This is a genomic window from Qipengyuania sp. ABI-127-1 (assembly GCA_022953095.1).
Lineage (GTDB): Bacteria > Pseudomonadota > Alphaproteobacteria > Sphingomonadales > Sphingomonadaceae > Qipengyuania.
In genome coordinates this window covers 1,907,640-1,930,681 of the sequence record JALJCR010000001.1, presented here as the reverse complement: position 1 = coordinate 1,930,681, position 23,042 = coordinate 1,907,640, and the positions used below count along the sequence as shown (strand labels likewise).

20 protein-coding genes are annotated in these 23,042 nt (G+C 62.9%); 14 read left to right on the top strand and 6 right to left on the bottom strand.

Annotated features, from left to right (window positions below; translation table 11 throughout):
* Positions 1 to 354: 354 nt before the first annotated feature.
* On the bottom strand, positions 355 to 597 hold the full coding sequence (locus tag MUY37_RS09470) for a hypothetical protein (RefSeq protein WP_499195085.1): 243 nt from the start codon (positions 595 to 597) through the stop codon (positions 355 to 357).
* A gap of 15 nt (positions 598 to 612) precedes the next feature.
* On the opposite strand from MUY37_RS09470, the gene MUY37_RS09465 reads away from it, so the two are divergent.
* Positions 613 to 2,016: an RHS repeat-associated core domain-containing protein gene (locus MUY37_RS09465; protein WP_499195084.1), complete on the top strand. Its 1,404-nt coding sequence runs from the start codon at positions 613 to 615 to the stop codon at positions 2,014 to 2,016.
* Positions 2,009 to 2,359: an immunity protein Imm33 domain-containing protein gene (locus tag MUY37_RS09460; protein ID WP_499195083.1), complete on the top strand. Its 351-nt coding sequence runs from the start codon at positions 2,009 to 2,011 to the stop codon at positions 2,357 to 2,359. Before MUY37_RS09465 ends, MUY37_RS09460 begins: the two co-directional genes overlap by 8 nt.
* Positions 2,360 to 2,686: 327 nt before the next feature.
* Here the strand turns inward: MUY37_RS09460 and MUY37_RS09455 are convergent, their stop codons facing one another.
* Entirely contained in the window at positions 2,687 to 3,043 is a 357-nt protein-coding gene (locus MUY37_RS09455) for a metallopeptidase family protein (protein WP_499195082.1), read from the bottom strand.
* Positions 3,044 to 3,174: 131 nt separating this feature from the next.
* On the opposite strand from MUY37_RS09455, the gene MUY37_RS09450 reads away from it, so the two are divergent.
* From MUY37_RS09450 to folE, 3 genes are read left to right on the top strand one after another with little or no spacing between them, the layout of a single operon-like run.
* Positions 3,175 to 3,666, top strand: a complete 492-nt coding sequence (locus tag MUY37_RS09450) for a hemerythrin domain-containing protein (RefSeq protein WP_499195081.1) — start codon at positions 3,175 to 3,177, stop codon at positions 3,664 to 3,666.
* Between the two features lie 19 nt (positions 3,667 to 3,685).
* Complete coding sequence (locus MUY37_RS09445) at positions 3,686 to 5,227, top strand: phospholipase D-like domain-containing protein (RefSeq protein WP_499195080.1); 1,542 nt, start codon at positions 3,686 to 3,688, stop codon at positions 5,225 to 5,227.
* Entirely contained in the window at positions 5,224 to 5,835 is a 612-nt protein-coding gene (gene folE / locus MUY37_RS09440) for a GTP cyclohydrolase I FolE (protein WP_499195079.1), read from the top strand. Before MUY37_RS09445 ends, folE begins: the two co-directional genes overlap by 4 nt.
* A 74-nt stretch (positions 5,836 to 5,909) precedes the next feature.
* Here the strand turns inward: folE and MUY37_RS09435 are convergent, their stop codons facing one another.
* Together MUY37_RS09435 and MUY37_RS09430 are read right to left on the bottom strand one after the other, a co-directional pair.
* On the bottom strand, positions 5,910 to 6,185 hold the full coding sequence (locus MUY37_RS09435; RefSeq protein WP_499195078.1) for a LuxR C-terminal-related transcriptional regulator: 276 nt from the start codon (positions 6,183 to 6,185) through the stop codon (positions 5,910 to 5,912).
* An 840-nt stretch (positions 6,186 to 7,025) separates the two neighbouring features.
* Positions 7,026 to 7,505: a peroxiredoxin gene (locus tag MUY37_RS09430; RefSeq protein ID WP_499195077.1), complete on the bottom strand. Its 480-nt coding sequence runs from the start codon at positions 7,503 to 7,505 to the stop codon at positions 7,026 to 7,028.
* Positions 7,506 to 7,736: 231 nt separating this feature from the next.
* Here MUY37_RS09430 and ahcY point away from each other — a divergent pair, with 231 nt between their 5' ends.
* From ahcY to trxA, 8 genes are all read left to right on the top strand, one after another.
* Positions 7,737 to 9,143, top strand: coding sequence for an adenosylhomocysteinase (gene ahcY, locus MUY37_RS09425; RefSeq protein ID WP_499195076.1), 1,407 nt, complete (start codon positions 7,737 to 7,739; stop codon positions 9,141 to 9,143).
* Between the two features lie 83 nt (positions 9,144 to 9,226).
* Positions 9,227 to 11,572 (top strand): sensor histidine kinase, encoded by a 2,346-nt coding sequence (locus tag MUY37_RS09420; protein WP_499195075.1) that lies wholly within the window; start codon positions 9,227 to 9,229, stop codon positions 11,570 to 11,572.
* Entirely contained in the window at positions 11,569 to 12,006 is a 438-nt protein-coding gene (gene tsaE / locus MUY37_RS09415; protein ID WP_499195074.1) for a tRNA (adenosine(37)-N6)-threonylcarbamoyltransferase complex ATPase subunit type 1 TsaE, read from the top strand. The genes MUY37_RS09420 and tsaE overlap by 4 nt, the downstream gene beginning before the upstream one ends.
* Complete coding sequence (locus tag MUY37_RS09410; RefSeq protein ID WP_499195073.1) at positions 12,003 to 12,992, top strand: aminoglycoside phosphotransferase family protein; 990 nt, start codon at positions 12,003 to 12,005, stop codon at positions 12,990 to 12,992. The genes tsaE and MUY37_RS09410 overlap by 4 nt, the downstream gene beginning before the upstream one ends.
* A complete protein-coding gene (locus MUY37_RS09405) occupies positions 12,989 to 13,711 on the top strand; it encodes a nucleotidyltransferase family protein (RefSeq protein WP_499195072.1) in 723 nt (240 codons plus the stop codon). The genes MUY37_RS09410 and MUY37_RS09405 overlap by 4 nt, the downstream gene beginning before the upstream one ends.
* Positions 13,704 to 16,715: a double-strand break repair protein AddB gene (addB, locus tag MUY37_RS09400; RefSeq protein WP_499195071.1), complete on the top strand. Its 3,012-nt coding sequence runs from the start codon at positions 13,704 to 13,706 to the stop codon at positions 16,713 to 16,715. The genes MUY37_RS09405 and addB overlap by 8 nt, the downstream gene beginning before the upstream one ends.
* Positions 16,712 to 20,188: a double-strand break repair helicase AddA gene (gene addA / locus MUY37_RS09395; RefSeq protein WP_499195070.1), complete on the top strand. Its 3,477-nt coding sequence runs from the start codon at positions 16,712 to 16,714 to the stop codon at positions 20,186 to 20,188. Before addB ends, addA begins: the two co-directional genes overlap by 4 nt.
* A 51-nt stretch (positions 20,189 to 20,239) precedes the next feature.
* Entirely contained in the window at positions 20,240 to 20,560 is a 321-nt protein-coding gene (gene trxA, locus MUY37_RS09390; RefSeq protein WP_499195069.1) for a thioredoxin, read from the top strand.
* Positions 20,561 to 20,637: 77 nt separating this feature from the next.
* On the opposite strand, the gene MUY37_RS09385 is transcribed toward trxA, so the two are convergent.
* Entirely contained in the window at positions 20,638 to 21,402 is a 765-nt protein-coding gene (locus tag MUY37_RS09385; RefSeq protein ID WP_499195068.1) for an inositol monophosphatase family protein, read from the bottom strand.
* Positions 21,403 to 21,446: 44 nt separating this feature from the next.
* Complete coding sequence (gene argJ / locus MUY37_RS09380) at positions 21,447 to 22,673, bottom strand: bifunctional glutamate N-acetyltransferase/amino-acid acetyltransferase ArgJ (RefSeq protein ID WP_499195143.1); 1,227 nt, start codon at positions 22,671 to 22,673, stop codon at positions 21,447 to 21,449.
* 50 nt (positions 22,674 to 22,723) lie between these two features.
* On the opposite strand from argJ, the gene MUY37_RS09375 reads away from it, so the two are divergent.
* A complete protein-coding gene (locus tag MUY37_RS09375) occupies positions 22,724 to 23,032 on the top strand; it encodes a hypothetical protein (protein ID WP_499195067.1) in 309 nt (102 codons plus the stop codon).
* The last annotated feature ends 10 nt before the right edge of the window (positions 23,033 to 23,042 follow it).

Here is a 23,042-nt window from a genome sequence, read left to right as displayed (position 1 = left end):
TGGCGGTGAGGAGCAGGTTCAAGAGCTGCTTGCCCGAGGTCCCCAAGGTCTTCAGTGCTGGGACTCAGCGTGGATGAAGGCAAACAAGGAACGAAATTATCCGTATTTTAGCGACTCTGATGAATGTAAAAAGAGCCTGTCTATTATAGAAATTTCCTCTGATGAGGAGCGTGCTACAGGCGTTGCTAGGTGCAGCATTGGGTCGGTTGACGCGGAATATAAACTCTCCGTTTTTAGATCATCCGAGCGGAATGATTATTATGGTGGCTACTTCTGCACCAAGGCTCAGGGGGAGAATATTGGTAGCCTACCTGTTGGGTCGGTGACGGACGCAGAGGGCGCAATGTAGTTCTGCTACCCCACCGCCACCTCCACGTCTCGCACCACCTCATCGACTGCGCCTATCTGCGCGCCGTCGCGTAGACCCAGCGCTTCAGTGAGCCTGGCGCGGCTATCGGTGTAGAGCGCGACCGCATCCCTGGCACGGCTGATCGCGACATAGACCGCCGGAGCATCGACGGTGTCGGCGCGGAAGCTCTCCAGGTGGGCCATCACCCTGTCGGCGGTGGCTCCTTGCGCGGAGTGGATGGTGCGCACCCATCCTGGCCGGATATGCCGATCGGCGAGGCGGGAGAGGTCGAGGGCCTCCTACTTGCCATCCTCGCGCTCGATCTGCACGGCTCCACGCGCGATGTCAGTTGGAGTTACACGCGCAACCCGGCCTCGCAGATCATCAGCGAGATGCAGTCGAACGATGCCTATAGCTGGGATGGCCATGTCGATACGGCCCGCGCCTACACCACCAACGGGCTCAACCAGTATACTGGCGCCGGGAGCGCGCGCTTCTGCTACGATGCCAATGGCAATCTCACCGCCGACGGGGCCAGCGTCTATCTCTACGATGTCGAGAACCGCCTGGTCGAGCGGCGCGTGCAGGGCAGCGCCAACACCAATTGCGCCGCGCTATCCTATACCGGCGCGCTCGAGGTTCGGCTGCATTACGATCCGCTCGGGCGGCTCTATCAAGTCAGCGGGGGGAGCCTGGGCACGCAGCGCTTCGTCTATGACGGCAATGCTCTGATCGGCGAATACAGCTATCCCGGCACCTTGCTGCGGCGCTATGTCCATGGCTCGAACGCCGAGGCCGACGATCCGCTGATCGTCTATGAGGGCGCGGGGGTGAGCGCTGCCTCGCGCCGCTATCTCCACGCCGATCCGCGCGGCTCGATCGTGATGGTGACGAACTACCAGGGCGTGCCGCTTCATACCAACAGCTATGATGAATACGGCATCCCCGATACCGCCACGGGCGACGACATCGCCACCAAGGGGCGGTTTCGCTATACCGGCCAGGTGTGGATCCCCGAGCTGGGCATGTATTACTACAAAGCCCGCATCTACTCGCCGACGCTGGGCCGGTTCCTCCAGACCGATCCGATTGGGTATGAGGACCAGTTCAACCTCTATGCCTATGTCGCAAATGATCCGGTGAATGGGGTGGACTTTAGCGGTGCTTGCCCTCGATGCATGATCTCAGGCGGCAAGATACTCATTAAGTCGATCGTCAAACGGAAGCGACTAGACAAGGTGGGGCTCGATGAAATCGTTGGCGCAGCAGACGATATTAGCACGATCGCGAGCAATCCAATTAGCTTGGATGCGGCAGCTGCAGCAGCTGATCTCATTATTGGGACTGAATTTAACAACTCCAAGACAAAGACCGTCAAAGCTACAACACCCTATAAGCGGCCATCGAATGCAACCACTCCTGCGCAAAGAGCTTCGGTTCAAGGTAGACCCTGTGTGAAATGCGGAGACACGACCCCAACGCAGCGCGCCGGACACAAAAAAGCTCTAGTCGAAGAGCAGTACGAGACGGGGACGATTAATAGAGACAGGATGCGAAGTGTGGATGCAGTTCAACCGGAATGCCCGACTTGCTCGAATCGAGAGGGTGCCGAAATGAGCAGATATTCGCGGGCGATGCGTGAGCGATTGAGAAAAGAAAATGAGTAATCTAGTCAAACAGAAGCGCATCTGTGAGAAGTGGGGAGCCGATTTCTTGCTCGCTGAACCAACGCAGAAACTCGGCATAGCCCAGAATGTCGAAAGTGGCATGCTACCAATCAATGGGCTCCGACATCCACCCTCCGACGATACGTCGGGTTGGTATATTTGGGCAGGCGGCGAACCCGACGACAGTGAAGACTTCTTCTCACCTCTCCACGTGTGCCACATCACAGATTATTTCCCGACCGTCGAAAAGTATCTTGGTTTAGCTCCAGGTTGGCGGTTTCTTATCGCCCCTGACCACGAAGATGTCTGGTTTGATTCCTCCCTGCTGACAGCTCTTGGCTAGTAAGGGAGGGCAAACATCCCTCGTTGAACGGCCCGGCCAAGTAACCGGATCACGCGGGCGCATGTTAGAATCTGTCGAGCATAGCGTACGCAGCGGCGGTAAATCGCATTTCATTAAGTTAGCGGCAGGGAAATCACCCAGTAATTTGAGTGCCCATCTCTGCTATCCTGGGCGCGCCATAAAAGGCCATCCTTCTTCCGGAAGGATGGCCTTTTATGGTTCTAGGGCATGGCGCCATCCGTTGCGGCGCATCTCTTCAGGGTCAAGGAAGAGCGCTTCCAGATTCTCGAGCGATGAACGCAGGCGCGAGCGAGCAGGGGTGTCCGGTCAGTCGGCCTTGTCCTCCAGCCAGTGCATGTCCTCGTCGCTGAAGCCGAAATGGTGGCCGGCTTCGTGCACGACCACGTGGCGGACGAGATCGTCCATGCGCACGCCCGTCTCACGCCATTCGGCAATCAGGGGCTGGCGAAACAACCAGATGCGCGGTGGCAGGCGCCCGCTTTCCCATATCGATCGGTCGGGCAGCGGCTCGCCCTCATACAGGCCGGACAGATGCCAGCGATCCTCGATATCGACCGAGGCAAGCTGCTCCTGCGTGGCGAAATCCTCGACCCGCAGAACGACATCGCCCATCTGCTCGCGGAATTTCGCGGGCAGCGCCGCAAATGCGGCTTCCGCCATCATCTGCATTTGCGATCTGGTGGGGGCCTGTCGTTCGTGCATCTCCTGGCCGACATGGTATCGCCGGGCCAGCGACACAAGATTGGAACCGCACCGCCGCTGTCCTGTTCATGTCTCGAAGGAGAAAAAGTAGCATGACCGACGCCACCGAAATTTTCGCGCGCCTCAAGAAGGACCACGACAAGCATCGCGAATTGCTCGACAAGCTGCTCGAGACATCGGGTGACAGCGAACAGCGCAAGACTTTGTTCGCGGAACTTACCAAGGAACTGAAGTCGCACGCTGCCGCCGAAGAGCAGGCGCTTTATTCAACCATGCTGCGGAAACCTCCGACAACCGGAGAGACGCGCCATTCGGTCGCGGAACATCACGAAATCGAGGAGGCGCTGAACGATCTCGCCGCCACGGACATGTCGGAAGGCGGCTGGCTTACCAAGTTCAAGAGCTTCGATCATCGCTATCGCCATCATATCGACGAGGAAGAGGACGACCATTTTCCCGACTTCGAGAAGCATCTCGACGAGGAAGACATGCAGCACATGAAATCGGTCTTTGATCGTCGCAAGCGGGAAGAGAAAGCCGATGCTGAGGTGACGCCTGAAAAGAAGGAAGATGCCAAGGAATGATCCCGGCATGGGGAGGGCCGTGACACAGGTTGAGAGCGCCGATGCCAGCCGGGTCTCCCGCCTGGCGCCGTCGGTGGAGCCTGGCGTGTGGCGCTACGCATCGGCATCGCGGGCCAGCGTCATCGTGGATGCGGCGGATTATTTCGCCTTCATGCATGAGGCGATGCTCAACTCGCGGCGACGCATCCTGCTGATCGGGTGGGATTTCGATACCCGCATCCATCTCCAAAGAGGGCGCCGATGGTGGCAGCGGCCATGGAAACGGGGCTTCCCATCGCGGCTGGGCAGCTTCTTCGCCTGGCTCGCCCGCCACCGTAAACAGCTCGATATCCGCATTCTCAAATGGAGCGTAGGCGCGCTTTCGACCGTCGGGCGCGCCTCGATGTGGTGGGATTTGGCCCGATGGGTGTGGCACCGGCGGATTACCTTCAAGTTCGACACGGCTCATCCGGTGGGCTGCACCCACCATCAGAAAATTGCGGTGCTCGACAATCGGGTTGCCGTGTGCGGCGGGATCGACATCACCGACAGGCGCTGGGATACGCGCGAACATAAGGAAGACGATCCACGACGTAAGACGCCCTGGGGGAGGCCTTACGCGCCGTGGCACGACGCCGCGATGATGATGGAGGGCGACGTCGCCCATGCGCTGGCGGAACTCGGCGAGGACCGTTGGACCTGCGCGGGGGGCGGTTCGCTTCCCGACATCGAAGAAAGGCCGGGAACGCCTTGGCCCGATGCGCTCGCGGTGCAGTTCGAGAATGTCGAAATCGGCATCGCCCGAACCCGGGCGGCCTATCGCGATTGGGATCAGGTCGACGAAATCCAGCAACTCTATATCGACCAGATCGCGCGAGCGAAGCGCTTCATCTATGCCGAAAGCCAGTATTTCGCGTCACGCGCCATTGCCGAAGCCATGATCGGACGGCTGCGCGAACCCGATCCGCCTGAGATCGTGATCGTGCATCCGTGCAACGCTGATGGCTGGCTGGAACAACAGGCGATGGACCATGCTCGCGCCGAACTGGTGCGGGCCATCGAAAAGGCCGATGAAAAGCGGCGGTTCTCCATCTGGTCGCCCTTTACGGGGGAAACCCCGATCTACGTCCACGCCAAGATCATGATCGTCGACGACGAGATTTTGCGCATCGGTTCGGCCAATCTGAACAATCGCTCGATGGGGCTGGACAGCGAATGCGATGTTTTCATCGATTCGACCCGAGACGGTAACGCCCATGCGCGCGACGCCATTGCCGCGCTCCGGCGCTCGCTATTGGGCGAGCACTGCGATCTGGAGGAGAAGGAGGTCGGCCAGCTTCTGGCGCGCCATGGTTCGATGGCGGGGCTGATCGATCATGCGCAAGGGGACCGAAAGCGATTTTTGCGGCGCTACCATCCTCCCGAACTCAATGGTGTGAAACAGACCCTGGCACAAAGCGCCATACTGGACCCGGAAGGGCCGGAAGACATGTTCGAGCCGTTTGCAAAGGGCGGCCTTTTCCGCAAAGGGAGCAGGCTCGCACGCTTTCGTGACAGGTTCAGGAGGATTGAAGAATCGTGAGCAGCCTAGTTGGACCCGACGAGGATGACCCCCGTGGCAAGCCTCCGGTGCCTGAAAACGTCCAGGATGCCATTCGGACCCTTATCGAATGGGCGGGCGACGATCCATCGCGCGAGGGTTTGCTCGACACGCCGGCTCGCGTCGCCCGCGCATGGAAGGAATACTGCCTCGGTTATGACGAGGACCCCGCTTATCATCTCAGCCGCGTCTTCGAAGAAGTCGGCGGGTATAACGAGATCGTTCTGCTCAAGGACATTCCGTTTCAATCGCATTGCGAACATCATATGGCGCCGATCATCGGCAAGGCCGCAATCGCCTATCTGCCTAGTGACCGCGTGGTGGGGATTTCGAAGCTGGCCCGTGTTCTGCATGGGTATGCGCGCCGTTTGCAGGTCCAGGAACGCCTGACTGCCGAAGTCGCCGATTGTATCTGGGACAACCTCCAGCCGCAGGGCGTGGCCGTGGTGATCGAAGCGGCCCATAGCTGCATGACCGCGCGCGGAGTGCGGACCCCTGGGGTCAGCATGATAACCAGCCGGATGATGGGCACGTTTCTCGAAGACCAGCGCAGCCGCGAGGAAGTTATGGGCCTGATGGGTTACGGCTGACGCATTCGCGAAGTCCCGTCTCCCTGTAGAGCAGGGACACCGCGATGCCCGTTGCCCGTGGCTTTCCCGCCCGATTAGCTTGGCGGGTATGAGCGGGTAAAGGCGAAGGTGGATTCGCTCTCGTCCAGCTTCTGATTGATGAGGACGCGGTAGACGTCCACAGTGCGTACGCTGATATTCAGCCTGGAAGCGATCTCGCGTCCGGTGAAGCCTCCGATAAGAAGTTGAAGAACCTGATTTTCCCGCTCCGACAAGCGTTCCTTCAGGCGCTGATCGCGAAGATCGGCGGTGGTCCGTTCATACCGGGGCCGGGCCTTTTTCAGACCATCTGCAAAGAATTCGCCATTCATGCGCAGGTCCTTTCAGCTTTCAGGCGCGCGATACCTTCGTCGCCGGGCCAGGGCAGACGGGCGCGATCCTGCCATGGTACATCGTCGCGGCTCGCCAATCGGATCGGGTTCGATCGGAACGGATGGTTTTCGCAACAGCGGCATCCGCACGCGAAAGACGGCTTCGGTATCGCCTTCCTACGTAGCGGCTTGCGTCGTGGTGGCCGCAGGTCGTTTCGCACCCTCTCGATGACCCTGCCGCTCGGCCTCATAGGCCTGTGAAGCGCTTTCGTGCTCCTCATCGCACGAGACAAATCGCGCTGGTTTTCCATTTCGCCGCTTGCGTGCGAGGCTGCGGCCGTGGCAGCCCGCGGCGAGCGATATGGGCCGACATGGAAATTGGGTCGTTCGTCGGCGATGGGCCAAGACGAGTAAAGCGTTTCGGCGTGGTGCCGCGTCTGTTTCGGGATCGGCAGTGGTACATTCATGACCAGCCTTTTCGACGTCGTGTCCTTAACCGGAAGTCGAGATCGTCACTCGACCGCCATGGCCCACCCGTCACGGTGGACGCTTTCAGAACAAAATGATTCGGTATTGTAAATTTCCGCCGAATTCCGATACTTTCACTTGATACTGCAATCCATGTCGGAAGAATGACTTGTGTTCGCCCCGATGGGCGAGGGGCTGCATGCGCCCGCCAGTAAGAACCGTTGAAAATGGAGCTGCGGACCACTGACCTGTCCCTCGTCGCCCGGCTATCCGGTCGACATCATCCCATCTCGTCACCTCCGCATGACAATTGCCCCGCCAGGCCGGAGCCGGGCGGGGCAATACAATACACAGGTTCGACCTGCCCGGACGTTATAGCTGGCCCAGCATGTGTTCTGCCGAAGAGACCGAGAAATCGCCCGGTGCCTCGACATTGAGCTGCTTCACCACGCCATCTTCGACCACCATCGAATAGCGCTGCCCACGTTTGCCCATGCCGAATCCCGAACCATCCATGGTCAGGCCCACCGCTTCCGCGAATTCGCCATTGCCATCCGCCAGCATGGTAATGTCGTCGCTACCTGCCGCGCTGTTCCATGCGCCCATGACGAATGCGTCATTGACCGCAGTGGCGACGATTTCGTCCACACCCTTGGCCTTCAGGTCTTCTGCCTTTTCGACATATCCGGGCAAATGGCGAGCCGAACATGTCGGCGTAAAGGCCCCGGGCACGGAAAAAAGCGCAACCGTTTTCCCTTTGAAATATTCGCTCGAACTCACCTGTTCCGGTCCGGCATCGGTTGCCTTGACCAGCGTTACGTCGGGCAGTTTTTCGCCTACCGAAATCGTCATGTTGGAAACTCCGTCTATCCCGTCCGCCGAGTGAGGTAGGGTGGCAGGCCATCCTACGCAAGCTCTGCATCGGGGCAGGAAGCGCTTGGCGAAAGGAGGCGGCGGGCACGCGCCATGAGGCGAGCGATAGCGGCTGTTGCCCTCCGTTCACTGAGAGCCTAGGGGCGGCGTCAATAGCGCGGCCGCCCTGTCATTAGTGTGGCCGCCACTCCGAAAGCCGAGGACTACTTCGTGACCGAATTTGCCGATTACGTGATCAAGGACATCGCGCTCGCCGATTATGGCCGTGCCGAAATCGCCATTGCCGAAACCGAAATGCCGGGGCTGATGGCCCTGCGCGAGGAATATGCGGAGAAGCCGCTCAAGGGCGCGCGGATTACCGGGTCGCTCCACATGACTATTCAGACTGCGGTTCTGATCGAAACGCTCGTTGCGCTGGGCGCTGACGTGCGCTGGGCAACTTGCAATATCTTCTCGACGCAGGACCACGCTGCTGCGGCCATCGCCGCGCAGGATATTCCCGTCTTCGCGATCAAGGGGGAGAGCCTCGCCGACTATTGGGATTATGTCGGTAAGATCTTCGACTGGTCGACGGATGAAGATCCCGATAAGACCGCGAACATCATCCTTGATGATGGCGGTGATGCGACCATGTTCGCCCTGTGGGGCGCGCGGGTTGAGGCGGGCGAAGAACTGCCCGAGCCGCAGAATGCCGAGGAAATCGAATTTCAGCGCGCGCTCAGGGCCTTCATCAAGGCCAAGCCGGGCTATCTGACCAAATCGGTCAAGAACATTGTCGGTGTGTCGGAGGAAACCACGACCGGCGTTCACCGCCTTTATCATCTCGCCAGGCAGGGCAAGCTGCCGTTCCCCGCCATCAACGTGAACGACAGCGTGACCAAATCGAAGTTCGACAACCTCTACGGTTGCCGTGAATCGCTGGTCGATGCGATCCGCCGCGCGACCGACGTCATGCTGTCGGGCAAGGTCGCCTGCGTCGCCGGTTTCGGCGATGTCGGGAAGGGCAGCGCCCAGTCGCTCCGCAATGGCGGCGCGCGCGTGTTGGTGACCGAAATCGATCCGATCTGCGCACTGCAGGCGGCGATGGACGGTTTCGAAGTGGTGACCATGGAAGAAGCAGTCAAGGTCGCCGACATCTTCTGCACTGCCACGGGCAACGAACACGTCATCACCGCCGAGCACATGAAGGCGATGAAGGACAAGGCCATCGTCTGCAATATCGGCCACTTCGACAGCGAGATCCAGATCTCGGCGCTCGACAATTACGAGTGGAACGAATTGAAGCCGGGCACCGACCTGGTCAAGTTCCCCGACGGGAAGGAAATCATCGTCCTTGGCAAGGGGCGTCTGGTGAACCTCTCCTGCGCGACTGGCCATCCCAGCTTCGTGATGAGCTTCAGCTTCACCAACCAGACGCTGGCGCAGATCGAACTGTGGACCAAGGGCGACGAATATCAGAACGACGTGTATGTCCTGCCCAAGCACCTCGACGAAAAGGTCGCTGCGCTGCATCTCGACAAGCTTGGCGTCAAGCTGACTCAGCTCAGCCAGAAACAGGCCGACTACATCGGCGTGCCGGTAGAGGGGCCGTTCAAGCCCGAACATTACCGCTACTGATCGTCGCAAGCGACGGAAATTGCATCGCATGAACTCGCGCGGGGGCATTGCACTCCCGCGCGGGTCGGCATAGCTGGCGGGTAATGGAAAGTTCTCCCGCATTGTTGGCCTTGATTGGCCTCCTGCTAGCGCTGTGGACCGCCGGTGCGGTGTGGGTGATGTTGCGTGCCAGCGGTCGCGAGCAGAAATCGCTCGCCAGCCGCAAGCTCGCCCTTCGGCTTTCGCGCCTGATCGAGGAAGGGCCGGCCATACCGTTGCTGGTCCGGGCGGATGGCCGTATTGAGGCTCCAGATCGCCTCGCGCGGTGGATCGGGCTTGACAAGGTCCCGGATTATCTCAGCGAATTGTCCGGTCCCGACGGGCGCGGGCTGACCGAGCAGCAGATCGACGATCTCACACGCAATGTCCGCCGTACCCAGAGGACGGCACGCCCGTTTCGCATGGAGGTTGCCGTCGTGCCCGGATCGGGCAAGTCGCTGGCTATGCATGGATCGCTGGCGGATCCCGCAGTTTCGCCCGGTGGAGCGGCGCTGGTCTGGGTCTTCGATTTCAGCGACAGCGAGGCGGAGCTTGCGCAATTGCGGGAAGAGGCAGCGCGCGCCCGCGAAGATTTCGGCGCCCTGGTCGGTCTGATCGAAGCTGCCCCCATGCCGATGTGGTTCCGCGGTTCGGACATGCTCTTGCGGCTGGTCAACAAGGCTTATGTTTCCGCAGTCGGCGCCGAAAGCGCCGATCAGGTCGTTGCCGACCAGATCGAACTCGTCGAAACCGTCAATGGCAGGACCGCAGCTCAGGTCGCGCAGCAGGCTGCCGATCGGCGTCAGCCGATCGAGCGTATCCTGAGTGCCACGATCGATAATGCGCGTCGCACCATTCGCGTTACCGACCTGCCTTTGATGGGCGAGGGGATCGCCGGATACGCGGTCGATATCGAGGAGATGGAGGAGCAGGCGCGCGAATTCCGAGCCTTCCGCGAAGCGCAGCGTTCGATGCTGGATCAGTTGTCGATCGGGGTTGCTCAGTTCGATGCCGCGCACCGCATGACATTTGCAAACCAGCCGTTCCACCGCGTGTTCGCCCTGCCTCCGGGTGTGGTGAACGAGCGGACGACGTTCCAGCAGATGCTGCTGATCGCCCGCGAAAACGGTCGCATTCCCGAAGTGCGCGATTTCCCCGCCTGGCGCAACGAGCTCGCCGAATGGTTCCTGCGCGACGAACCGCATGAGGAAGCATGGCCGCTGCCCGATAGCACCCATTTGCGGATTATCGCGCAGCCGCTGCCCGATGGCGGCCTGGTAATGATCGCGGAAGACCGCACGGAACAACTCGCGCTGTCCGCCACGCGCGACACTTTGCTCCGCACTCGCACAGCGACATTCGACAACCTCTTCGAAGCTCTGGCGGTTTTCGCGCCCGACGGACATCTGGAATTGTGGAACCGTGGTTTCCCGGGCGCTTGGGGGATCGATCCCGAGGTTCTGGACGGGCACCCGCAGGCCGAGGACCTGCTCGAAGCGATCGCCAGGAACCTCGCCGAACCGGCGGCGGTGTCGCGCATCAATCAGGTCATCCGCGCGGCGACGCTGGATCGCAAGAAAAGCGATGATCGCATCGAGCTCTTCGATGGACGCACGCTCGATTTCGCGGGCGTACCGCTGCCCGACGGCAATGGGTTGTTGACAGTGCTCGACGTTACCGCCTCGCGTCAGGCGGAAGAGGCGCTGCGCGAACGCAATCGCGCTTTGGAAGAAGCCGATGCGGTGATGACGCGCTTTCTTGCCAATATGAGCTACGAATTCCGGACGCCATTGACTTCGATCGGCGGGTTCGCCGAGCTGCTTACAAGTGGAATTGCCGGTGAGCTGACCCCGCAGGCCAAGGAGTATGCCCAGGCGATCTCACTGTCGGTCGGCAAACTTACCGAGCAGGTCGAGAACGTGCTCGACCTGTCGCAGTCCGAAGCGGGCCTCATGCCGCTGCGCAAGATCGAGCTCGAGCTGCTGCCCTTCATCACCCAGATCGTTCGCAAGCAGGAAAGCCGCATTCTCGATGGCGAACTGACGCTGGATTTGAAAGGCAACCCCGACAAGTCGGTGACGGCCGATCCACAACAACTGCGCCGCGCGATTTCCCAATTGCTGGACAATGCCATCAAAGGAACTCCGCGGGGTGGCCGGATCGTTGTCGATATCGGGCGCAAGCGCGGCGAAACGAAAATCATTATATCCGACAATGGGCGTGGGATGAGCCAGCATGAACTGGCGCGCGCACTCGAAGGGATTCGGATGGCGCCGGGCGGCAAGGGTATCGAACGTCGGCAAGGCCTGGGCATCCCGCTCGCACGGCAGCTGATCGAGGCACATGATGGAACGCTCGACATTCAAAGCCGCAAGAATGGCGGAACCACCGCCACCATCACCCTGCCATGAGGATCGCACTTCCCGACCTTGTGGCCATGGACGCTTTCGGCCGCCGGATCGCCGGAAAACTGGCTCCGGGAGATGTGATCGCGCTTTCGGGGACTTTGGGGACCGGCAAGACGACCTTGGCGCGAGCGATCGTCGCGGCGCTCGGCCATGTCGGCGAAGTGCCGTCGCCCACCTATACGATTATCGAGACCTATGACGACACGCGGCTGCCGCTCGTTCACGCCGATTTCTACCGGCTGGAAGATCCGTCCGAAGTCGAGGAACTCGGCCTCGATGACTATCGCGAAGGGGCCGTGCTGCTTGCCGAATGGCCCGATCACGCAGGTGGTTTCGCGCACGAGGCGGGCTGCCTTTCGATAGCGCTCGAAAAAGTGGGAGACGGGCGCGAAGCCGTTGTAACGCCCGGTACATCTTGGCAAAGCCGTTGGCCATGAGTGACGCGCTGCCCGACGGGCTACATAGCTTTCTTGGCGATACCGAATGGGAAGGGGCGGAAATCGCCCCGCTTGTCGGCGATGCCAGTTTTCGCCGCTATTTCCGCCTGCGTATGGCCGGACGGAGCGCAATGCTGATGCATGCGCCGCCGCCGCACGAGGACCCGAAGCCATTCCTCCATGTCGCGCACTGGCTCGAGAACAACGGGATGCGCGCTCCGCATATCTTCGCAGAAAACGCAGGGGAAGGCTGGGTTCTGATCGAGGATTTCGGCGATCAGCGTATGCGCGAATGGATCGACGACCACACGGACGGCGAACGTCCTGTCTACGCCAGGGCGATCGATACACTCGTAGCCTTGCACAAGCTCCCGCCGGGGCCGTTCGAAGCTTATCATCTATCCGTCTATCTGCGCGAGGTGGACTTGTTCGTCGAATGGTACTGCCCGGCCATGGGGCTCGAAGTGGACCGCGAAGGGTGGAGCGCGGCGTGGCAAAGTGCGCTCACCCCGCTGCTCGAACGCCAGACGCCCGGCGTCACCGTGCTCCGCGATTACCACGCGGAAAACATCATGCTGCTCGAACCCGGTGAAGCGGGCGGAGAACAGGGACTTATCGATTTCCAGGACGCTCTGGTCGGCCATCCGGCCTACGATCTGGTCAGCCTGCTCCAGGATGCGCGACGCGACGTTTCGCAGGACCTCGAAACCGCAATGCTCGAACGGTACCGGGCCGCGGCGGAACCGGACGAGAGTTTCGACGCGGATTATGCGCGGCTGGGCGCGCAGCGCAATGCCAAGATCGTCGGCATTTTCACCCGTCTGTGGAAGCGTGATGGCAAGGCTCGCTATCTCGCGATGATCCCGCGGGTCTGGAAGGCGATGGAACGCGATCTTGCACATGAGGGCATGGCACCCGTGGCCGAGTGGTTCGCGGCCAACATCCCGCAGGAAATTCGCGAGACTTTCGGGGGGGGAATCCAGTGACGACACTCGCTTCCGATACCGCCATGCTGATGGCCGCCGGACTGGGCAAGCGTATGCGCCCGCTGACTGCCGCCACGCCCAAGCCACTGGTACGGGTTGCGGGAAGGCCCCTGATCGACCGCGCGCTGGACCGGCTGGAGGAAGCGGGCGTGGGCCGGGCGGTCGTCAACGTCCACTATCTTGCCGATGCGATCGAGGCGCATGTCGGGCAGCGCAAGGCTCCCGCGATTACCTTCTCCGACGAGCGCGATCTTCTGCTCGAAACCGGCGGCGGCATGGTGAAAGCCTGCGCGGACGGTCTGCTTCCCGACCCGTTCTTCGCCTGCAATGCGGACAGCATCTGGCTTGATGGCCCGTGCAACGCGCTTGCCGATCTGTCGGCGCGCTGGGACCCGGAAAAGATGGATGCGCTGCTGCTCGTCGTAACGCATTCGCGCGCCTTCAATTTCGACGGCACGGGCGATTTCTATATGGATGGTTCGGGGCAATTGAAGCGTAAGCTGCCGGGCCGGATCGCGCCGTTCATTTATACCGGCATCCAGATCGTTTCGCACCGCCTGTTGCGCGATGCGCCCGATGGCAAGTTCTCCACCAACGTGCTGTGGGATCGCGCCATCGAGGAAGGTCGGCTCTATGGTTTGGCCTTTACCGGCCAGTGGTACGAAGTCGGCACGCCCGCCCATATCCGCCCGACCGAGGAGGCGCTCACGGGTGGCTGAGCGCGCCCAGCCGAAGGTCTATTCGATCGCCGCGCATCGCGGTTTCGCCGATGCGCTGGTTGCGGGGCTCGTCCCGCGCTATGCCGATGCCGAATTCGGGCTGGCGAGGCTGACGATGCTGGTGCCTAGCAGCCGTGCGCGCCGGACGATTTCCGAAGCCTTCATCCGTCACGCGGGCGAAATGGGCCGACCGGGGCTGCTGATGCCGCGCATGGCGGTGGTTGGCGATCTCGACCTCGATGAAACGCTCGGGCCGTTGCTCGATCCATTGGGCGCGGCGGACATACCGCCGACCATTGATCCTCAGCGGCGCCTGTTCGAACTGGCGAAGCTCTTGACCGGCGTGATGGGCGAACGCGCACCCAAGGGGGCAACCTTGCTGCGCCTCGCGCGGGAGGCGGGGGCGACGATGGATCGGCTCCTGGTGGAAGATATCGATCCCGCAGACCTGCTGGATGATGCGGTGACGGGCATTTATCCCGATCTATCCGCCCACTGGCAGAACAGCCTGCGGGATTTCTCGGCAGTCCAGATCTTGTGGAAGCAGGAGCTTGCGCGCAAGGGGCTGCTTGATGCCGCCGCGCGCCGCAACCGCCTGTTCGAATGGGTCGGACGGCGGTGGAAAGACAATCCTCCGGAAACACCCATCGTCGCTGCCGGTGTGACCAGCGCGGCGCCTTCGCTGGCGAAGTTGCTGCGGGTCATCGCCAATCTGGAAAACGGCGCTGTCATCCTGCCCGATTTCGATCTCACCATATCCCAGCCGGTGTGGGACGAACTGGGCCGGGCGGGTGCAGCACCGGAGCCTCGCGATACGCCTTTCGCACGCGACGATGCTGTGACTCACCCGCAATACCATCTCAAGCTGCTGCTCAATCGCATGGGCATCGGGCGGGAGGAAGTGCAGCCTTGGCACCGCAAGGGCCTGGCCGCCGCGCCGCCCGAGCGTAGTCACGCGATCGGGTCGCTGTTCCTCCCGCCCGAATCGAGCAAGAGCTGGGTCGATCTGCCCGCCGAGAAGCGTCGCCTGTCGGGCGTCAGGATAATGACCTGCGCCAATCCCGAGGAGGAGGCGCAGGCCATTGCCTTGCTGGTGCGCGAGGCGCTGGAGGAACCGGAAAAGCGTGTGGCCGTCGTCACGCCCGACCGCGCTCTGGCGCGGCGCGTGGTCCATCACCTCGACCGCTGGAATATCGCAGCCGATGATTCCGCGGGGCGGCCACTGTCGCAGACACCCGCCGGTCGCCTGCTGCTGCTGCTCGCCGAGGTAATGGCCGACAAGGCTCCTCCCGTGCCACTGATGGCACTTCTGGCGCACCCGCTCGTCGATGGCGGAATGGAACGCGGCGTGTGGTTGCGCCAGCTGCGCCGCGTCGAACGCAAACTGCGCGGACCGCGCAGGGCGGGCGGCCTCAAACCGATCGGCGAGATTGCTGGCAGACTGGCCGAACGGCACGCGCGATCCGGGGAGTGGTTTGCCCTCGTCGAAAGGGCGCTCGATCCGCTGCTGGCGCTGAGCGATCAGCCGCACGTTTCCCTCGCCGAACTGCTCGACATGCTGGCCGCGACCGGCGAGGCGCTATGCGGCGAGAAGCTGTGGGCCAAGGAAGATGGCCGCGCGGTCGCCGCATTCGTAGAGGATTTTCGCCTTCATGCGCGCGAGGCGGATTTTACCCTCGCACCCGGAGATGCCGCCATTGCCTTGCGCGACGCGATGGAACAGGTCGCGGTGCGGCCACCCTATGGCGGCCATGCGCGCGTGCAGATCCTCGGCCTCCTCGAAAGCCGGATGAATCGGGCCGAGCTGGTGATCTGCGCCGGACTGAACGAGGGCGTCTGGCCCGCGCGCGGCGGGGTCGATGCGCTGCTCGCACCGCCGGTCCTGCGCGCGCTGGGCGTGCCCGGTTCCGATTTCCGCATCGGCCTGTCCGCGCACGATCTCGCCGGAGCCATGGGGGCGCCCCAGGTCGTGCTTTCCCGTTCCGAGCGCGACGAGGCCGGGCCTGCCATCCCGTCGCGTTTCCTGCTGCGCGTTCAGGCGCTGCTTGGCGACATGCTCGAGCGCTACGAGGAAAGGGACGCGGTCGATCTGGCCCGCGCCATGACCCGAGCACCGGCGGCGGGGCGCTATCCGCGTCCTGCGCCCGATCCGTCGCCCGAGCAGCGCGACGTCGACATTTCCGCCACCGCGCTCGACCGGCTGCTGGGCGATCCGTACCAGTTCTACGCGGGCAAGATTATGGGCCTGTCCGATCTCGACACGCTCGATGCCGAGCCTTCGGCGCTGTGGCAGGGCAATGTCGCGCATACCATCCTCGAGCGTTGGCATCGGGCGCGCGAGAAGGATGATAGCGCGCCGCTTGGGCCGATCATGGAGGCCGTGCTCGAGGAGGAGAATGCCGACCCGCTGATGCGCGGGCTGTGGCAACCGCGGCTCGAAGCGGCGCTGCGCTGGATCGAGCACGAGGTCGAGAGCTACGAGGGGCGCCGCGTGCTTGCAGTCGAAAAGGAAGGCCGGATGACCTTCGAAGGCGTACAGGTCCACGGGCGCGCCGACCGGATCGACCGACTGGAAGACGGCAGCCTCGCGATTATCGACTACAAGACCGGTAAACCGCCCAGCGCGGCGATGGTCGAGCAGGGTTTTGCGCTGCAACTCGGTATTCTTGGCCTGATTGCCCAAAAGAGCGGGTTCGAAGGGCTGGCGGGCGATCCGACGGGCTACGAATACTGGTCTATGGGCAAGGCGAAGGACGATAACCCGCACGGCTTCGGCTATGTCGAGGTTCCGCTGAAGGTCGGGCGCAAGACCTCGGGCGTGCTGCCCGAGGATTTCCTGCCGCTCGCCGCCGCCAAGCTTGCGCTCGCGATCAACCGCTTCATCAAGGGGCGCGATCCCTTCACCGCGCGCGAGAATCCGGATTATCCTGCCTATGACACCTTCGACCAGCTCATGCGTCTCGACGAATGGATCGCCCATCAGGATGGTGGGGACGAGGCATGAGCGGGACTGTCTACGAGCTACAGGACAAGCAGCGCCTTGCGGTCGATCCGCTGGGCAGCGTCTGGCTTTCGGCGAGTGCGGGGACGGGCAAGACACAGGTGCTGTCGGCCCGCGTGCTGCGCCTGCTGCTGGAGCCGGGCGTCGATCCCTCGCAGGTGCTTTGCCTGACCTTCACCAAGGCAGGCGCTGCGGAAATGGCGGTCCGCGTCAACGCAGTGCTCGCGCGCTGGGTGCGGCTGAAGAGCACCGATCTTGCGCGAGAGCTTGGCTATCTCGGTGCGCCTATCGATCCCGAAACACAGGCTCGTGCGCGTTCCCTCTTCGCCCGTGTGCTCGATTGCCCGGGCGGGGGCCTCAGGATCGATACGATCCATGCCTTTGCGCAATACCTCCTCGCAGCCTTTCCGGGGGAAGCCGGGATTATGCCTGGTTCGCGCCCGATCGAGGACCGCGAGCGCGACTTGTTGAGCCGCGATGTCCTTGCCGATCTCCTCGCCGAGGGCGATCCGCGCGTGGCCGGAGCGATTGCCGAGATGAGCAAGCGCAAAGGCCCCGACGCTGTGCGCGGCTGGCTGATGCGTTGCGCGCGGCACATGGAAATGTGGGAAGGCTCCGGCGCATGGCAGCCGCCGATGGCGCCGCGGGTGCATCGCCTGCTCGGCATTCCCGCCGATGCGGACGAGGCTTGGGTGGCGGAAGCGTGCTCGGACGAGGCTTTCCCCATCTCTACGCTGCGAGCCTGCGAGGCGGCTACGCGCGCGTGGTCGGCAAAGACCGGCCAGGCGGCGGCAGACTTCATAGACGGCTGGCTTCGAGGCGATGCGGAAGCACGTCTGGCGACGCTCGACGGCTTCCTCGACACGCTGCTCAAGAAGGACGGCACACCGCGCAAGATGGGCGGGGCAGAGAAGGCCGACCCATCCTTCCCCGACAACCAGCAGGCCATTGCCGAGGCGGTCGCTGCAGTGCGTACTCGCGCTGCTCTGCTCGACCTCGCCGCTTTCCTCGCTCCGCAGCTCGAGTCAGGACGTGCCTTTGCGCTGGCATGGCACAAGGCCAAGGAGCGCGAGGGGCTGGTTGATTTCGACGACCTCATCGCCCGCGCCGCGACCCTGCTGTCCGACACGGCAATGGCGGACTGGATCCGTTACAAGCTCGACCGCAGCTTCGACCATATCCTCGTCGACGAGGCGCAGGACACCAATGCCGCGCAATGGGCGATCGTGAAGGCGCTGACAGACGATTATTTCGACGGCGAGGGCGCGCAGGGCGATGCGGTTCGCACCATCTTCGCGGTCGGCGATTACAAGCAGGCGATCTTCGGCTTCCAGGGCACCAGCCCGGAAAACTTTCGCGACGCGCGCGACTATTTCGACGCGAAGATCAGCGGTGCGGCGGAAGCGGCCGGCTCGATCCGCGGCGGCCCGCGGATTCGTCCGCTGGAGAAATACGGCCTCGGAAAAAGCTATCGCACGAACCAGCAGGTGCTCGGCTTTGTGGACCGCGCGATCGATGCGATCGGCTACGATGCTTTCGGTCTCGATACGCCCTCCGACCCGCACAGCGGCAGCGGTGAGCCGGGTCTCGTCGGCCTGTGGCAGGTGGTGCGCGTCGCCGAGGAAGAGGACGAGGAGGGCGAACGCGAGGGCTGGCTCGCCCGCCACGACCGGAAGCTAGCGGACAATATCGCGAAGCAGGTGGCCGCATGGCTAGACCCGGAAGGCGAGGGCTTCACGTTATCCAAGGGAAGGAAGCGGCGCGCCACCGCAGGCGATGTCATGATCCTCGTCCAGAAGCGCCGCGAACTCGCCTCGCTGATCGTGGCGCGGCTTTATCGTTACGGCGTGCCGGTGGCGGGCGTCGACCGCCTGCGACTGGGCAATCCGCTGGCGGTGAAGGACCTGATGGCCGCACTGCGCTTTGCAGCGCAGCCGCTCAACGATCTCACGCTTGCGAGCCTGCTGGTCTCACCACTCCTCGGCTGGAGCCAGGAAGACTTGCTTGCCCATGGTCATCGGCCAAGGGGCAAGCGCCTGTGGGAGCATTTGCGCGAAAGTGATACGCCGTTTGTTGCCGAAACGGTCGCGACCCTGCGCGAAATCCTGCGTCGCGCCGACTACGACAGCCCGCAGCAATTGCTTCACTGGATGCTGATTGGGCCGATGGACGGCAGGCGCGCGCTGGTCGCGCGACTGGGGCGCGAGGCGAACGATCCGATCGACGAACTGCTCAACGCTGCCCATGCCTATGCCAGCGCGCATGTGGCGAGCCTGCAGGGCTTCATCCGCTGGTTCGATGCGGGTGATGGCGAATTGAAGCGTGAGGCGGGCGAGGGCGGCGACCAGGTTCGCGTGATGACCGTCCACGGCTCGAAGGGGCTGGAGGCGCCCATCGTCATCCTCGCCGATGCCGCGATCCGTCCCGATGGCGCGGGCGATCTCGTGTTGCGCGAGGAGCTGCCGGGGAACGATAGCCCTCGGGAGGTGCCGCTGCCGGGGCTAGGGAAGGACGAGAAGGTCGGCCCCGTCGCGCTGGCCGACGAGGCCGAGGCGGCCAAGGCAATGCAGGAGCACTGGCGGCTGCTCTATGTCGCCCTGACCCGCGCGCAGGAAGCGCTGTTCGTCACCGGCTCGCTCGGCCCGCGTGATGCCAAGAACGGGCCTCACGAAGATAGCTGGTACGGCCGACTTAAGCCGTTGTTCGGCGAGGATGAGGGGCTGGCCGACGATATCTGGGGCGCGCGCTGGGAGATCGGCGAGCGAGTGCCGTCCATGTCAGCCCCGATGGACGTGACCGCAAGCTCCGAAGCCGATCTTCCGGCCTGGGCCACCACGCCAATCGGTCCCGAGCCACGCCCGCCGCGTCCGCTGGCTCCCTCTGGTTTGGGTGAAATCGAGGGCAGTGACCCGCCGCTCCCGCCCGGTCAGGCGAGCGAGGCTGCGCGGCGCGGCACGCTGATCCACGCTTTGCTCGAACGTATGCCGCAGGTTTCGCCCGGTGCGCGGGCAGAGAAAGCGCGCCCATGGCTGGCGCGGCAGGCCGCCGATCTGGACGAAGGCGAGCGTGAGGAAATGCTCGGCAGCGCGCTGGCCGTACTCGACGATCCGCAATTTGCCGAGGTTTTCGGGCCGCAGGCACTGGCCGAGGTCCCGCTTGCCGCGACGGTCGAGAGGCAGGTGGTCATGGGTACCGCCGACCGGCTGCTCGTCATGCCCGAGAAAGTCATCGTGCTCGATTTCAAGACCGCACGCCGTCCGCCGCAATCGCTCGATGCCATCCCTGCCAGCACGATGAAGCAGATGGCGGCCTATGTCGCCGCGCTGGAGATCATCTATCCGGGGCGCATGGTCGAGGCCGCGGTTCTCTATACCCAGACGCCGCAGCTCTTCGCCTTGCCGCCCGCGCGCCTCGCTGCCTACAAGGGCGCGTTTGCGGAGACGCAGGAAAGTTTTGCCCTGCCGCCCGTTGAGTAATCGAGACTGCTGCCCAAATCGTCAGCAACACGAAATTCCAGGAGATACCCCATGGCAACCACCGCCGTTACCGATGCCAGCTTCAAGTCCGACGTTCTCGAAAGCGACAAGCCCGTGCTGGTCGATTTCTGGGCCGACTGGTGCGGTCCGTGCAAGATGATCGCTCCCGCGCTCGAGGAACTGAGCGAGGAACTGGGCGACCAGGTCACCATCGCCAAGATGGACATCATGGCGAATCCGGATGTGCCCGGCGCGATGGGTGTCCAGTCGATTCCCTATCTGGTGCTGTTCAAGAATGGCGAACCGGCGGCGCAAATGCGCGGCGCAGCGCCAAAAGGCCAGCTCAAGCAGTGGCTTGAAGGCGCACTTTAACAGCCGATTTCCCGCGAAGGCGGAAGCCTGACCAAGCTAAGCGCCATTCTGCCTGAGACCCCGGCCTTTGCCGGGGATCAGAGCTTTGCATACAGTTCGGCGAGCTCGTCCCACAGGGCGGGGCTCGCCGCACCCAGCAAGCCCGTTCGGCCCACTTCGTCCACGCGATAGGGTGAGCCATCGGGCCTCGCTGCCCTGCCACCTGCTTCGTTGAGCCACAAAACGCCCGCCGCATGGTCCCAGGCGAGCGTGCGTTCGAAGATCGACACATCGTTCACCCCCAGCGCGAGGCGCGGATATTGCTCCGCCGCGCAGAATGGAATGTCGACCAGTTCGTAATTGGGCGAAATATGGCGGCTTGTGGCCTCGCGGCGTTCCTCTTGCATGAAGATCAGAGAGATTGCGCCGATCGGCGGCGTCTTTCCGGTCGGTCGCGCAACGATTTGCTCGCCGTCGATGGTGGCGCCTTTACCCTTATGCGCGGCGCAGAAGCGGCCCGACAGGCAATCGTAAATCCACCCGGATTGCGCCTCGCCGTCAAGGGCTTGCGCGATGATGATTCCGAAGGGCGGTTTGCCGGTGGCGAAATTGCGCGTTCCGTCGACCGGATCGACGATCCAACAGGGCGTGTCGAGCCGGCCGAGCACCGTAGGATCGGCATGAGCCACTTCCTCGCCGACGAAGGCCAGCGTGCTGTCGATTTGCAGCAGGCCTTCGCGCAGCAGTGCTTCGCTTTCCTTGTCGGCGATGGTCACGGGATCGTTGCCGCCCTTGTCCTCGACTTCGCCTGCAGCAAGATTGCGAAACCGCGGTATGATCGCCAGCTCCGTTACGCGCCGCATCAGCGCGAGAATCTCTTTATCGAGGGCCTGGCTTTGCTGCCGGTTCAAGACCGGTAGTCCGCGTTGATCGAGATGTAGCCATGGGTGAGGTCGCAGGTCCACACGGTGGCGCGCCCTTCGCCGACGCCGAGATCGACGTCGACCCTGATGTCCTGCCCTTCGAGGTGTTTTGCCACCGGTGCCTCGTCGTAATCGGCAAGCGGCTGGCCGTCTTTCGCCGCCCAAGTGCCGCCGAACCCGATCGAGAGCTTGTCGCGGTCCGCCGCTTCGCCTGCCTTGCCGACCGCCATGACCACACGGCCCCAATTGGCATCGCCGCCCGCGATCGCGGTCTTCACCAGTGGAGAATTGGCGATGGAGAGCCCGACGCGGCGCGCGCTGGTGTCGTCCGCTGCCCCGCTGACCGCAATCTCGATGAACTTTTGCGCGCCCTCTCCGTCGCGCACGACCAATTGTGCCAGTTCGCGGCACAGCTGAAGCAAAGCGGAATAGAAGGCGTCTGCTCCCGCATCGTCCCAGGAAGTCAGCGGAGCGTTGCTCGCCTTACCGGTCGCAAACAGCAGGACCGTGTCGCTCGTCGAGGTGTCGCCATCCACGGTGATGCAGGAGAAGCTCGCCGCATTGGCCTTGGCAAGCATGGCTTGCAGAAAAGCGGACTCCACGGCGGCGTCGGTGAAGATATAGCCCAGCATCGTCGCCATGTCGGGCGCGATCATCCCGCTGCCCTTGATAAAACCCGCCAGTTCGACCCGCGTTTCTCCCAGCATCGCGGAGGCACCGGCGCCTTTGGTGAAGGTGTCGGTTGTGCCGATGGCGGTAGCTGCCGCTTCCCATCCGCAGGGTTCGGCGGCGAGGACGGCTTCGACCCCGCTGCGCGCCTTGTCCTTGGGCAGCGGCACGCCGATCACACCCGTCGAGGAGACGAAGACCTGCTGGCTCTCGCAGCCCAGCGCACCGGCAACCTGCTCGACGATCTGCTCGACCGCCTCGCGTCCGCGATAGCCGGTGAAGGCATTCGAATTGCCCGCATTCACAATCAGCGCGCGGGCACGGCCTTTCGCGATCTGCTCGCGCCCCATCTCGACCTCGCTCGAGGCGCAGGCGCTTTTGGTAAAGACGCCCGCCACCGCTGTGCCTTCAGCCAGTTCGGCAAAGGTCAGGTCGGCACGTTCCCACGCTTTGTAACCGGCGCGCGCCACGCGCAGCGTCACGCCGTCGATGTGCGGCAATTCGGGGAAAGGGCGGGCGAGGGGAGAGCGATCGAGTTCCATTGCGCATGCCGAATAGGGGCAGACCGGCCCGGGGTAAACGGTCAAGCGGGGTGGACGCGCTCGGTGACACGCCCTATCTGAGCGATGCAATGCTTCGTCGCCTGATTACCCTGCTTGCGCTTCTGACCGGACTTGCGGCCGCTGGTGCGCCCGCGCACGCGGTGGTCTATACCGCTGCATCGGGTGTCGAAGTTGCTACCGGGGCGGAAAAAACCTGCAAGGGCGAGGCATGCGAACGCCGTGCTGCGGCCCGCCGGTCGCTGGACGGCCCGCGCACCGCGAAGCCCTGCAAGCCCGATCCCTCTGTTACCGTTTTCATTCCGACCGTACAGTTCGGTATCGACCGCGCTTACGAATAGCGCGCGCTTT

Coding starts and splice junctions, on each gene's coding strand:
- MUY37_RS09465 (WP_499195084.1), top strand. CDS start 613: ATGCCGATCGGCGAGGCGGGAGAGGTCGAGGGCCTCCTACTTGCCATC.
- MUY37_RS09460 (WP_499195083.1), top strand. CDS start 2,009: ATGAGTAATCTAGTCAAACAGAAGCGCATCTGTGAGAAGTGGGGAGCC.
- MUY37_RS09455 (WP_499195082.1), bottom strand. CDS start 3,043: ATGATGGCGGAAGCCGCATTTGCGGCGCTGCCCGCGAAATTCCGCGAG.
- MUY37_RS09450 (WP_499195081.1), top strand. CDS start 3,175: ATGACCGACGCCACCGAAATTTTCGCGCGCCTCAAGAAGGACCACGAC.
- MUY37_RS09435 (WP_499195078.1), bottom strand. CDS start 6,185: ATGAATGGCGAATTCTTTGCAGATGGTCTGAAAAAGGCCCGGCCCCGG.
- MUY37_RS09430 (WP_499195077.1), bottom strand. CDS start 7,505: ATGACGATTTCGGTAGGCGAAAAACTGCCCGACGTAACGCTGGTCAAG.
- MUY37_RS09420 (WP_499195075.1), top strand. CDS start 9,227: ATGGAAAGTTCTCCCGCATTGTTGGCCTTGATTGGCCTCCTGCTAGCG.
- tsaE (WP_499195074.1), top strand. CDS start 11,569: ATGAGGATCGCACTTCCCGACCTTGTGGCCATGGACGCTTTCGGCCGC.
- MUY37_RS09410 (WP_499195073.1), top strand. CDS start 12,003: ATGAGTGACGCGCTGCCCGACGGGCTACATAGCTTTCTTGGCGATACC.
- addA (WP_499195070.1), top strand. CDS start 16,712: ATGAGCGGGACTGTCTACGAGCTACAGGACAAGCAGCGCCTTGCGGTC.
- trxA (WP_499195069.1), top strand. CDS start 20,240: ATGGCAACCACCGCCGTTACCGATGCCAGCTTCAAGTCCGACGTTCTC.
- MUY37_RS09385 (WP_499195068.1), bottom strand. CDS start 21,402: ATGCGGCGCGTAACGGAGCTGGCGATCATACCGCGGTTTCGCAATCTT.
- argJ (WP_499195143.1), bottom strand. CDS start 22,673: ATGGAACTCGATCGCTCTCCCCTCGCCCGCCCTTTCCCCGAATTGCCG.